Annotated in this window: 9 protein-coding genes and 1 tRNA gene; 5 read left to right on the forward strand and 5 right to left on the reverse strand. The window is 50.7% G+C overall.

The window, feature by feature from the left end; genetic code table 11:
- Positions 1-22: 22 nt before the first annotated feature.
- On the forward strand, positions 23-2,896 hold the full coding sequence (gene rcsC, locus ACX9GU_RS08835) for a two-component system sensor histidine kinase RcsC (protein ID WP_473194493.1): 2,874 nt from the start codon (positions 23-25) through the stop codon (positions 2,894-2,896).
- Between the two features lie 85 nt (positions 2,897-2,981).
- On the opposite strand, the gene rcsB is transcribed toward rcsC, so the two are convergent.
- The 3 genes from rcsB to ACX9GU_RS08850 are packed head-to-tail and all read right to left on the reverse strand — an operon-like array spanning position 2,982 to position 7,500.
- Positions 2,982-3,632 carry a response regulator transcription factor RcsB gene (gene rcsB / locus ACX9GU_RS08840; RefSeq protein WP_021178490.1) on the reverse strand — a complete coding sequence of 217 codons (651 nt, stop codon included), beginning with the start codon at positions 3,630-3,632 and terminating at the stop codon, positions 2,982-2,984.
- Positions 3,625-6,327: a phosphotransferase RcsD gene (gene rcsD / locus ACX9GU_RS08845; RefSeq protein ID WP_473195141.1), complete on the reverse strand. Its 2,703-nt coding sequence runs from the start codon at positions 6,325-6,327 to the stop codon at positions 3,625-3,627. The genes rcsB and rcsD overlap by 8 nt, the downstream gene beginning before the upstream one ends.
- A 21-nt stretch (positions 6,328-6,348) precedes the next feature.
- Complete coding sequence (locus ACX9GU_RS08850) at positions 6,349-7,500, reverse strand: MFS transporter (protein WP_179251784.1); 1,152 nt, start codon at positions 7,498-7,500, stop codon at positions 6,349-6,351.
- 838 nt (positions 7,501-8,338) lie between these two features.
- Here ACX9GU_RS08850 and ompC point away from each other — a divergent pair.
- The 4 genes from ompC to ACX9GU_RS08870 all read left to right on the forward strand — a co-directional run bounded on the left by ompC (position 8,339) and on the right by ACX9GU_RS08870 (position 10,680).
- Positions 8,339-9,454, forward strand: coding sequence for a porin OmpC (gene ompC, locus ACX9GU_RS08855; RefSeq protein WP_473194494.1), 1,116 nt, complete (start codon positions 8,339-8,341; stop codon positions 9,452-9,454).
- 154 nt (positions 9,455-9,608) lie between these two features.
- Positions 9,609-10,025, forward strand: coding sequence for a VOC family protein (locus tag ACX9GU_RS08860; RefSeq protein WP_473194495.1), 417 nt, complete (start codon positions 9,609-9,611; stop codon positions 10,023-10,025).
- 79 nt (positions 10,026-10,104) lie between these two features.
- On the forward strand, positions 10,105-10,434 hold the full coding sequence (gene osmE, locus ACX9GU_RS08865) for an osmotically-inducible lipoprotein OsmE (protein WP_325982586.1): 330 nt from the start codon (positions 10,105-10,107) through the stop codon (positions 10,432-10,434).
- A gap of 158 nt (positions 10,435-10,592) precedes the next feature.
- A tRNA-Ser gene (locus tag ACX9GU_RS08870) sits at positions 10,593-10,680 on the forward strand.
- A gap of 108 nt (positions 10,681-10,788) precedes the next feature.
- On the opposite strand, the gene ACX9GU_RS08875 is transcribed toward ACX9GU_RS08870, so the two are convergent.
- Together ACX9GU_RS08875 and ACX9GU_RS08880 are read right to left on the reverse strand one after the other, a co-directional pair.
- Entirely contained in the window at positions 10,789-11,664 is an 876-nt protein-coding gene (locus ACX9GU_RS08875; protein WP_473194496.1) for a LysR family transcriptional regulator, read from the reverse strand.
- A gap of 58 nt (positions 11,665-11,722) precedes the next feature.
- Complete coding sequence (locus ACX9GU_RS08880) at positions 11,723-12,430, reverse strand: MgtC/SapB family protein (protein ID WP_065683124.1); 708 nt, start codon at positions 12,428-12,430, stop codon at positions 11,723-11,725.
- Between the last annotated feature and the right edge of the window lie 87 nt (positions 12,431-12,517).

Raw genomic sequence — 12,517 nt, forward strand, 5'->3', positions numbered from 1 at the left:
CTTACTCTGGCATGGTACCTGCTTGAAATACTTAGCCTCTTTCCGTACCACGTTAAAAATTTCCCGCTATCTGTTTCGGGTGCTGGCGTTCATGCTGTGGTCGCTGGGTGCACTGCTGACCACGTTTTATATTCTGGATATCGTGCATGAGAAAGAATCCGATATCAGGCAGGAATATAATCTCAACTTTGACCAGGCTCAGGGCTACATTCGCCACTCGGCGGATATCATCCGCGACATCAAATACATGGCGGAAAACCGCCTCAACGGCACGGTAGGGAGCCTCGAGCTGTTCACCGGCATGATGAATGGCAAAGACAGCCAGCCGGAGATGAAGCCGCTGTACCCGGAATCCAACTGTGCGCTGAACTCCAACTACCGTGACTCGATCACCTCGTTAAACAGTCTGATCCAATACTGGAAAGAAAACTTTGTCGCGGCCTATGATCTGAACCGGGTATTTTTTATCGGCAGTGACAGTCTGTGCATGACGGAATTCGGTAGCAGCAACGGCATCACCGATCGGCAAAACGTGCTCAAGGCGCTGCATGAGCGCATCCTTAAATACCGTAACGCCGCCAACAGCGCGGAGAAAGACAATAACCTTTACTGGATTAGCCCCAGCCAGCAGCGGCCTGATGTAGGTTACCTGTATGTAATGACGCCGGTCTATGTCGGCAACAAACTGGAAGCGCTGCTGGGGATTGAACAGACGATCCGCCTGGAAGACTTTGTCACCACCAGCAACTTGCCGGTAGGGGTTAATCTACTGGATGAGAACAACGAATCGGTGCTGCGACTGGCCAATGGCGATCGCTATGCCTCTTCGCTCAATGTTTATCCGCAGGAACACACCTATTTTGGCTATGTCGACAGTTACCAGGATTTGATCATGAAGAAGGCGCTGCCGCCTTCGTCGCTCAGCATCGTGTACTCATTGCCGGTGAAGAGCGTGGTGGAACGCTTCAAGGTACTGATCCTCAATGCGGTGCTGCTTAACCTGCTGTCGGCCGTGGTGTTGTTCAGCCTGGCGTGGTTGTTCGAACGCAAGATGTTCCTGCCAGCGGAAGAGAATGCCTTCCGGTTGGAGGAGCATGAACAGTTCAACCGCAAAATCGTGGCTTCGGCACCGGTAGGCATCTGCATTCTGCGCATCAGTGATGGTACCAACATCCTGAGTAATGAACTGGCGCATAACTATATCAACCTGTTGACCAACGAGGATCGGGATCGCATTACGCGCATTATCTGCGAACAGCAGGTCAACTTTGTTGATGTGATGACCAGTAATAACAACAATCTGCAAATCAGCTTTGTGCACTCCCGTTACCGCAATGAGGACGTGGCTATCTGCGTGCTGGTTGACGTTAGTGCCCGCGTCAAAATGGAAGAGTCGCTGCAGGAAATGGCCGCGGCGGCGGAGCAGGCCAGCCAGTCCAAATCGATGTTCCTGGCCACCGTCAGCCATGAGCTGCGCACACCGCTGTACGGGATTATCGGCAACCTGGATCTGCTGCAGACCAAGGCGTTGCCGCAAGGGGTCGATCGCCTGGTCAATGCGATGAACAACTCCTCGGGGCTGTTGCTGAAGATCATCAGCGACATCCTGGACTTCTCCAAGATTGAGTCGGAGCAGTTGAAGATAGAGCCCCGTGAGTTTTCTTGCCTGGAGGTCATTACCCACATTGCGGGCAACTACTTGCCGCTGGTGGTGAAAAAACGGCTTGGTTTGTACTGTTTTATTGAACAAGGTGTGCCTGAGCGTATCAATGGCGATCCCGTGCGTTTGCAGCAGGTGTTGTCTAACCTGTTGAATAACGCCATCAAGTTTACCGACACCGGCTGTATTATCCTGCAGGTCTGCACCCGTGACAGCTATCTGGAATTCAGCGTTCGCGATACCGGCGTCGGCATTCCAGAAAAAGAGGTCCTGCGCCTGTTTGATCCCTTCTTCCAGGTTGGCAGCGGGGTGCAGCGTCATTTCCAGGGCACAGGGCTTGGGCTGGCGATTTGTGAAAAACTGATCAACCTGATGGACGGTGATATCGCGGTGGAGTCCGAGCCTGGCCTCGGTAGCCTGTTTACCATTCGCATTCCGCTGTTTGGGGCACTGTTCCCGACGCCGCAGGCCAGCGATACCTGGCAGGGCAAACACCTGTGGCTGCAAATTCGTAATCAGCGGTTGGAAAGCTATCTGCAGGCGATCCTTGGCGGCTACGGTGCCACAGTATTACGTTTCGAGGGGCAGCAAACCGCGGCAGGGGACGTTCTGTTCAGCGATCATCCTTTGCAGGTGGATACCCCGCTGTTGGCACAGATCGAACTCTCCATTGCGCACATTGGGCCGTCATTGGAAACGCACCCGGGTTACTGGCTGCATAGTACCTCCACGCCACGGGATGCTATCCAACTGTTGAACCGGCTATTTGGTGTGGTTACCGAAAGCGATAAGGCGTTGGTGCAACTGCCGTTACCCGTTAAGGCCAATAGTGCCGATAACGGAGATATTCGCCTGTTGGTGGTAGACGATCACCCGATCAACCGGCGCTTGCTGTCCGATCAGCTGTCATCGTTGGGCTATCAGGTGATTACCGCCAATGATGGTGTCGATGCGCTCAGCGTACTGGAACGCAATGCGGTAGATATCGTATTGACTGACGTCAATATGCCAAATATGGATGGCTATGAATTGACACGTTGCTTGCGCCAGTCGAATTTCACTGCCCCGGTGATTGGCGTAACGGCTAATGCACTGGCAGAAGAGAAACAGCGCTGTCTTGAAGCTGGGATGGATAACTGCCTGTCGAAACCGGTCACGCTGGAGACGCTGGAGCAGTCGCTGGGCTATTACAGTCAACGGGTACGGCGGCTTAGGGCTGGATCGGAAACTGCATAAACACTAAAGGGCGCCTAGGAGCGCCCTTTAGATTGATAACAATGTTGGTTCAGGGGCGCCGCATGCATGCTGCACCCGTTGAACTTTAGTCTTTATCCAACTGCGTCATACTGACGGAGGAGAGATAGTTGAGTAATGCGATATCGTTATCAACACCCAGTTTCATCATGGCTGACTTCTTCTGGCTACTGATAGTCTTGATGCTGCGGTTCAGTTTTTTGGCGATTTCGGTCACCAGGAAACCTTCGGCGAACAGACGCAACACTTCACTTTCTTTCGGAGAGAGGCGTTTGTCACCGTAACCGCTGGCACTGATTTTCTCCAACAGCTTCGAGACGCTCTCTGGCGTGAATTTCTTGCCTTTCTGCAATGCGGCCAGCGCTTTTGGCAAATCGGTAGGCGCACCCTGTTTCAGGACGATGCCTTCGATGTCCAGATCCAACACCGCGCTGAGAATGGCCGGATTGTTGTTCATGGTCAGAACGATGATCGACAATTGCGGATAGTGGCGTTTGATATATTTTATCAGCGTAATGCCGTCGCCATATTTATCACCCGGCATCGAAAGATCGGTGATCAGGACGTTGGCGTCCAGCTTGGACAGATTGTTGATCAGTGCTGTAGAGTCCTCGAACTCCCCAACGACATTCACCCACTCAATTTGCTCTAGTGACTTCCGGATGCCAAACAGTACGATAGGGTGGTCATCGGCAATAATTACGTTCAGGTTATTCATGTTGTTGGCTACCTTGCTGCAGCAGTCTACTGACGAAAAAATCAATCTGACTGATGTTATTCTCGATCTTGAGCGCATCACCGTCCGCGATGTGCTGTTCTAACGATTCACACAGAAGCTTTCCGGGAAGCAGATTTAACATGGCAAACACGCCCTTCAGGCGGTGTGCGGTTTGAGACAGCGCTGCAAAATCACCGCTGCCCGCCTCAGTATACAGTTTTTTGATATCGTCGGGTACTGTATCAATAAATAAACCATAGTAATCACTTGATCTCAATTGTTTTTCATACACTTGAGCGCTTTCTGCCAGTGATCCTACAGGGTTTTCTTCCTGCTCTTGTGCCGCCATCTGGTGTTCTATCAAGATCAGAACAGCGTCGATCATGGCATTGTGCAGGTTATAGTTGACGCGGATATAACCTTTATCAAGCTGTTGCCAGCCCGCTTCATCGCTGGTTAGCAGTAGCGTATAGTCGTCGGCCTGCTGCGGGTTATCGGTTAGTAAAACATCATATTCCCGGCTGTTTTGGTGCTCCTCGGCCACGATGCAGTTGGCCCCATATCCCGCCAGTAGCTGGGTCACGATCCGGCGGATCTCGTCGGAGGTGATATCCAGCAGCGCCGTTACCCCATCGAGTAATTTCTCCGTCGTCTGTTCCTCTGTTTTCTCCTGCTCCATAGTGACGTGAATGGTATAGCGGGTGCCGATATCGATTTTGCTGCGGATATCCAACTGGCCATTGAGTTTTTTGCACAGCTGATTACACAGGAAAAACGTCAGCCCAGAGCCGTGATCGAAGCGATCGACCAGCGTTTGGCTGAGGAACGGGTAGGTCAGATTGCTGATTTCCTCATTGGAAATGCCGGTGCCGGTGTCGTTGATATGAAATACCAGGTGTTCAGGGCGATCGGCTTCCTGTTCCACTACCAGGGTGATCTTGCCGTAGGCGGTAGTGATAATGGCGTAGCGCAGCAGCAACGAAAGGACTTTGCGCAGTGCGCCAGCATCGCCAATGTACTGTTGGTTGACGTCCAGATTAACGTGATTGAACAGCGCCAGCCCTTTCTGGTTGATGGCTGGCAGCACGTCCAGCAGCAGTTCATCCAGCAGTACGGTGGGGTTGAAAGGTTGACGTACCGGCTGCCAATCCTGTGTCTCCAACCTGGTGAGCAGGGTGATATTGTCGATCAGATCAAGTACCGATGCAGAAGCCAGGTTGAGTTGTTTAAGCAATGTCTGTTGCTGCTCGGCATCTGATGGTTGGCACAGGCTCCCGGCCAGTTCGTGCATTTGCCGCACCGGCTGATTCAGCTCGATCCCCAGGTTGTGCAGCATCAACTTACGGGCCTGAACGTTTTTATCGTATTCGCGGCGGGCCTGTTGCAGCCGTTTGTTCACCATCACTTCTTTATCCTGATCGTTGAGCAGGAACAGATAGGTTTCCGCCGTGCGTTGGCTGCGGAAGATGCGGATCTCATAGACTTCGTTATTGACCGTAGCCTGGATCACGCCATGATGCTGCTCAGCCATATGGGCAATTTTGGACAGGCTGAGGTGTGGCATCAGGTGCTCGGCGATCTTGTTGCTGGTGATCACGCTGTTATCGGCAAAGTCATAGACCAGTAGCCCACAAGGCAGGCTGGCGACAATTTCCTGGTTGAGCGAGCGTTGGAGATCCAGCTCGGCGGCGATATTTTCGCTGGGGCGGATGTATTGCTGGCGGAGGAAATAAATGCCCACCATCGATAGCGTCAGCAACAGCAGATTGACCGCCAGTAGCCAGATGTTATTGCGCAGCAGGTCAATCGCCAGATTGAAAGCTGAAACGCGGTAAATCAGCTGCAACGGCGAATTGGGCAAGGAAGCACTGAATTCAACCCAACTGCCTTTCAGGGCGGCCTGGGCGTTGATTGCCGTTTCGCTTGGCACCATGCTGTCGTCGATCTCTTCATTATCGGGCAGCAGCAGGAAGTTGGAGCGGGCCATATTAAGCGGAATGATATCGTTAATCGGCAGGTCGAAGGCGATCACCGTGGCCAAATGCCCCGGCTGGTTAAAGGTGGTGCGGATAGAAAACGAGTAAGCGTTCTGGAAGCGCTGTTTGCGCAGGCCGGAAAAACTCTCGCGTTCGTCCAGCATATTGGCCTGTTGCAGCATTTCGGTGCGGCGGTCTGACACCGACGTAGTCAGGTAGTTTTCTTTCAACCGCGAGGTCAGGTCTTTCAGCGATTGGGTCGTCACCAGGCTCAGGCTGTTATCTTGCCCATTGAGAAAATACATCGCATAGTTTTCGGTCTCGGTTCCCCAGCGGTTATCCAGGAAGTCCGAGATATTGGCAACCGTAGCCAGCGTGGTGTTTTCGTGGTTGCCAAAAATGACCGCATCGGTTTTGCTGCGCCGCTTCTCAACATAATAGACATCCGGACGCAGTCGGGTTTCCTGCAGGTTGTTCTCAACAGCAAGCGACGCGGTATTACCAAATTTGTCGTAGATTTGCTCGGTCAGAGAGCGGTAGCTGTCGATACGCTTTTGCAGCATGTTGGCGATGGTATTGACGGCATGCTTTTTCTCCGTCAGATAGGCGTTGGTGTAGTTATAGCTGTACAACCCAATGGCCATGGCCAGCAGCACGACAAACAGCCAGAAGCTGCGGGTGATGTAGCGGGAGTTAATGGTCAGTTGTCTATCTTGCAACATGGCTACGCATTCCTGAAATTAGCGAGTGACCGCTTTGGCGCTGGCAGTGACGATCAGCAGCAACGCAGCGACACAGGCCAGGGCAAACGTCAGGCTGGAGACCTGGGCGATTAGCCCGATCACTGCCGGGCCGGCCAGAATACCGGCATAGCCCACCGTGGTGACCGAAGCGATGGCCAGGTTGGCAGGCATGACACGTTGGTTCCCAGCAGCGCTAAACAGAATAGGGACCACATTGGATGCCCCGACGCCCACCAGCATAAAACCAATCAAAGAGGCTATAGCGCTGTCTATGGTAATAGCCAAGGCCAGGCCGATGGCCGCACACAAGCTACCCAGCAACAGCACCTGATATCTGCCCATGGCATTCACTACGCGATCGCCATTCAGCCTGCCGATCGTCATGGCAATGGAGAACAAAGCGTAACCCAAGCCTGCCTGATTATGGTCCATCCCGCGCATGGTGGTCAGGTACAGCGCGCTCCAGTCGAGCATTGAGCCTTCCGCCAGGAACATGATAAAGCACAGTAGGCCAATGAACATCACCCAGCCACGTGGCAGAACGAACATCGGGCCTTCTTTATCTCCGCCACTTTCACGCAGCAGGTTTTTACTGGCAATCAGCAGCAGAGCCAAAATGGCGACTACGGCGATCAGAGTGGCTTGTAGCGGGCCGAGCCCCAACCATAATAGGGCGCTGACTCCACCCGCACCGGCGATCCCGCCAACGCTGAAGAAGCCGTGAAAGCCGGACATCATGGCACGATTGCTGGCGCGTTCGACCACCACGGCCTGAATGTTCATCGCCACGTCAATCATACCAATCGCTGCACCGAACAGCAGTAAGGCTAATGCCATCCCCAAGGTGGAGTCCATCAGCACCAGCAGCGGCAAATCGATGCACAGGGCGATACCCGCCAGCAGGATCACTCGGCGACAGCCAAATTTGCCGGTCAATAGCCCAGTCAACGGCATTGCCATGATCGATCCAACTCCGATGCACAGCAGCAGCAGACCTAATGAGCCGTCATCAATATTGATACGCGTTTTGGCAAAAGGCACCAGCGGTGCCCAGGTGGCCATCGCCAGTCCGGCGATAAAAAAGGCCAGGCGGGTAGCATTCTGCTCGGGCACACCGGGCTTAATTTGTTCGTTGCAAGTGACTGTCATGTCGGTATCGGGATCGGCTCTGGATAGTGGCTTAAATGAACCCCTGTTTTTATCACAATCTGTGATCGGGGTCGAAAGGATTCGCGTTAACCCTGTAGCCCATCAGGGGGGAGGAGCTGTGTTAGATCACTTGCTGATGAGGGTGAAATAGTTTCTCAAGGCAATAAATCTATTATCGAGGGAATTGATGCGGGGTTCATTGCTATTTTGTATGTGATTGTGGGCTATTTAAACGATGAGCGGCGACAAATTATTCATTGGTTAATTTGTTGGCGGTTTTTTAGGGTTGATTTAGCTATTAGTGCGGTGATTAATCATGTTTATGATATCTCTTTGTGATTAAATTTGTGCATAAAATGCTTTATTAGAACTATTTTTGTGCTGATTTTTGGTATAAAAAAACCGGCCAGAGGCCGGTCGTAACTACAAAAATTATCATACGGATAATGAAGGTAATAATGAAAATAATGATGATAGCGGGATGATTATAGCGCCAGGTATTACCACGGTTTTTGGCACAACGTGCTTATTGCCTGATACTTTTGTACTGTTATCTTTATTTTTATATAGTTTTGTATATTTAATTGATTTGTAAGGTTTAATTTATTTTTTTATCTTTCGGTGCTTTATTTTGTTTGTCGGTAAGGTTTTGTTAAAGTTCGCCGATATTTACATTTAGAAACTTTTAAATATAGGTATGAAACACTATCGGATACTTGGTATCATTTTCTTTCTGGATTAATATAGCCCTTGTTACCAGAATGGTGATTCACAGTCGCGCTAATAATGCTCAGAAGAGCAGTGGCCGTAGCTCGACATAATTAAGAGGATAATAACGATGAAACTTCGAGTACTCTCCCTGATCGTCCCAGCTCTGTTGATGGCAGGCACAGCAGGTGCAGCAGAAATCTACAACAAAGACGGCAATAAACTGGATTTGTTCGGTAAAATCGATGGTCTTCACTATTTTTCCGACAACGATAAAACCGACGGCGATCAGTCTTACATGCGTTTTGGCCTGCGTGGCGAAACTCAGATCAACGATCAGCTGACCGGTTATGGTGAGTGGGAATATCAGGTTCAGTTGAACAAAACTGAAGACGAAAATGACTCCTTCACCCGTGTGGGCTTCGCTGGTCTGAAATTCGGCGATTACGGCTCATTGGATTACGGCCGTAACTACGGTGTGATGTATGACATCGGCGCATGGACCGACGTGTTGCCTGAGTTTGGTGGCGATACCTATGGCGCGGACAACTTCCTGTTCCAACGCACCAGCGGTGTTGTGACTTATCGTAACAACAACTTCTTCGGTCTGGTTGATGGCCTGAACTTTGCCCTGCAGTATCAGGGTAAAAACGGCAACGGTGAAGAAAGCAACAATGGCCGTGATGTCCTGAACCAGAACGGTGACGGCTACGGTATGTCCGTATCCTACGATCTGGGCTATGGCATCAGTGCTGCCGGTGCGTTCTTCAGCTCAGACCGTACCAACGATCAGAACGGTGGCCCTAACGGCACCTCTTCCATTCTGGGTCGTGGTGACAAAGCCGAAGGCTATAGCGGCGGTCTGAAATACGACGCCAACAACGTCTACCTGGCAGCGATGTATACCCAGTCTTACAATGCTACCCGTTTCGGCAACAGCAATAGCTCTCTGTACGGTTACGCGAACAAGGCACAGAACTTCGAAGTGGTTGCACAGTACCAATTCGACTTCGGCCTGCGTCCTTCCGTGGCGTACCTGCAGTCTAAAGGCAAGGACATTGGCGGCGGTTACGGCGACCAGGATCTGCTGAAATATGTTGATGTGGGTGCGACCTACTACTTCAACAAAAACATGTCCACCTACGTTGACTACAAAATCAACCTGCTGGACGACAACACATTTACCGACAAAGCCGGTATCAATACCGACGACGTGGTTGCTGTAGGCCTGGTTTACCAGTTCTAAGCAATACCGTGAATGTGACTACGCGGCCTTCGGGCCGCGTTTTTTTTGCCCGTTCGCCAGCCGCACAGATTGATCTTCACGCGGCACTGATTGCTATTCTGCTGAGTCCGTACCTGCCTACCCTGTTTATAAATCGATAAATCAGGAGGTTGGCATGGAACTTAAGATTGAGCGTGTGATTGAGACGGTGCTGTATGTTAACGATATCGAACGTGCCGCAGCCTTCTATCAACAGGTGTTGCAACTGCCAGCGATGGTCGCGAACGAGCGTTTTCAGGCCTATAACATCTCCGATCAAAGCGTGTTGCTGCTGTTTGTTGCCGGGGATTCGCTGAACGGTGCTCACTATCCGGGAGGCTATATTCCCCCTCATGACGGCAGCGGCCCACAACATCTTGGTTTGGCCGTGAGCAAGGCCCAGTTACCCCTGTGGGAGCAGCAGTTGGCCGAACACGGTGTTGAGATAGAAGGGCGTATGCGTTGGGAGCAGGGTGCGGAGAGCATTTATTTCCGCGATCCGGATGGCCACCTGTTGGAACTGGTGACGCCGGGTATCTGGGCCAACTATTAACAGCGCTAAAGCATTATTGGCATAAAAGCCTTTTAGCTTCTACACTTAGATAACAATAAGCATGCTAAGGAGATAAGTGATGACAAAGAAACTGGTTTTGGCCGCATGCACTGCGGCGCTTTTTACCGTACTGACTGGGTGTACCACTTACGACAGGGCCGCGAGCTATGTGAACGAGCCTGTGGTAAGCGATGTAAAAGTCGGGATGACGAAACAGCAAGTGCGCGCAATTGCCGGGCCACCATCAACCTCAGCCAGCCTGATCCATGCGCAGGGTACCTGTGATACTTATGCCGTGGCACCACGGGACGGCAAAGCACAGACCTATTTTGTCAGCTTCAACGACACGGGCCACGTGATGAACAAGGGTTATCAGAGTTGTTCAGAGTACGATACCCAACCTAAATAACTGCCTGCATATTGTCTGAAAAGAGCCTCGCTGATGCGGGGTTCTGGTTTTTTTTACCACAATCGGTCTGAAATTTAAGCGAACGAGCGTTTTGACGCATTTTTTTACGTCAAAACGATAGACATTTCATAACGGTACCGTTAATATCTGCGCCCATTGGAAGGATGGCCGAGTGGTTTAAGGCAACGGTCTTGAAAACCGTCGAGTGTAACAGCTCCCAGAGTTCGAATCTCTGTCCTTCCGCCAAATACAGACCCCAAGCTCGTAAGAGCTTGGGGTTTTTCGTTTTCAGATGGCCACCAGGTCTATACTTTCCAGGCGCTTGCACTACTTCGCCAGGTGTTTTGCGCGCGTTCACATCGCCATCAGGATCTCGGTAAAATCGTTAGTGATAGACGATGTCATGGGCTCGTCACGTTTAATAATATAAAAGCATGCGCTGATATTGATATCTTCAGCAGATTTTTTCTTGAGGTTCAGCTGTGGGCTGTAATGCTCCACGATACGATCGCTTAATAGCGCGAGATAACCCTGTTGTTTCACTAGACACCAGGTGGCGAGGAAAGAGTCAGTTTCCACGACATTACCCTGCTGTGTGCACGGGAAAGAGGAGTCTTGCATCGCTAAACGGCCGGCAGTACAGGAATGCGGGACTACCCACTTTGTTTCGTCCAGCGGCAGCTCAACAGAGGACTGATTGTTCCCTTGATAAAGCGAAAACGTTTCACATTTGAAGTCCTGCGTTACCAGATCGACACAGTTAATCCCCTCGCTGAGGTTGCAGACCACCAGATCCAATTCGTTATTTCGTAACTTGGCAACCAACCCTTCGGGGCAATCCTCAATCACGATAATGCGGGTGTGTGGATAACGCTGATTAAAGATCTCAAGTGCGTCGGGGAGATAGCACAGCAGTGGATAGGTGCTCATGCCTAGGCGCAAGAATTTCTCTCCGGTTTCCTTCAGCCCACGGAATTCATAAATGGTATTTCTTAACTCATTGGTGATAGCGTCAATGCGTTGAAAAAATGCTTCACCTACCGCAGTGAGCCGGACACCGCGGTTGCTGCGTTCCAAAAGACGCGAGCCAATATTTTCTTCAAGTTCTTTAATAATACGACTGAGTGTCGGTTGTGAAATAGCCAGTTTTTTTGATGTTTCATGTAAGCTACCGCAGTAAACAATTTCTTTAAAAGTAGTCAGGTGAGATAATTTCGGCATACTTTTCATAATAATTCTCTTCATTCACATTTTAATTGGCGGTGTAAAAGGGCCCTGCGTGACGTTTTTAACCAGAGCCACAAATTCTGCTGTAATAGGCCTGTTTCATCATGCTATCGCCAAGTAAAGTATTGACGGTTTTATCAAGTACCGTAGTAGTGACAGAGGCGGGCATGAGAGTTGCGGTGATCTCTACGTCATCATCGCCAAAAGGCTCAATATCCAGGTGCGAGATAAAGCAGTTTTCGGCTTGCATCACCTTTTTGAATTTGGCTAACGCTTCGCGTTGCTCGTGTTCAAATGCAATCACGCAGATCTGGTAGGTGGATTCACCGTTAACATCGCTGAAGGGTTGTTTGTTGACCATATTGACGATCGGGCGCAGCAGTGTATTGGCAGCCAGTACGTATAACGTAGCGGCAAGTGCATCTCCATATAATGCACAACCCGCGCAGGTGCCCACGGCTGCGGATCCCCAAAGCGTAGCCGCTGTGTTCAGGCCGCGGATATTCATGCCTTCTTTCATGATTGCCCCGGCACCGAGAAAACCGACGCCAGAAACCACATAAGAAATCACTCTTACCGCACCCCCACTGCCATCAATGGTCATGGCCAGATGGACAAAAATAGCTGCGCTGGTGGCAACAAGTGTATTGGTGCGTAACCCGGCGGTGCGTTGCCGGAACTGTCTTTCATAGCCAATAATTGCGCCAAGTAAAGATGCCGTTGATAGCGTTATTAATGTTTGAATAAAATGCATGATAAAAACCAACATGTTATCTGCTTATCATGAAACACCGATAAAAAGGTAGCTCTTGATAAACAGGTAGTTAAAATGGCAGACTTTCCATCTGCCAGACAG

Source organism: Serratia sp. K1WW1 (genome assembly GCF_055790865.1).

Coding starts and splice junctions, on each gene's coding strand:
- osmE (WP_325982586.1), top strand. CDS start 10,105: ATGACAAAGAAACTGGTTTTGGCCGCATGCACTGCGGCGCTTTTTACC.
- ACX9GU_RS08880 (WP_065683124.1), bottom strand. CDS start 12,430: ATGTTGGTTTTTATCATGCATTTTATTCAAACATTAATAACGCTATCA.
- rcsB (WP_021178490.1), bottom strand. CDS start 3,632: ATGAATAACCTGAACGTAATTATTGCCGATGACCACCCTATCGTACTG.
- ACX9GU_RS08850 (WP_179251784.1), bottom strand. CDS start 7,500: ATGACAGTCACTTGCAACGAACAAATTAAGCCCGGTGTGCCCGAGCAG.
- ACX9GU_RS08875 (WP_473194496.1), bottom strand. CDS start 11,664: ATGAAAAGTATGCCGAAATTATCTCACCTGACTACTTTTAAAGAAATT.
- ACX9GU_RS08860 (WP_473194495.1), top strand. CDS start 9,609: ATGGAACTTAAGATTGAGCGTGTGATTGAGACGGTGCTGTATGTTAAC.
- ompC (WP_473194494.1), top strand. CDS start 8,339: ATGAAACTTCGAGTACTCTCCCTGATCGTCCCAGCTCTGTTGATGGCA.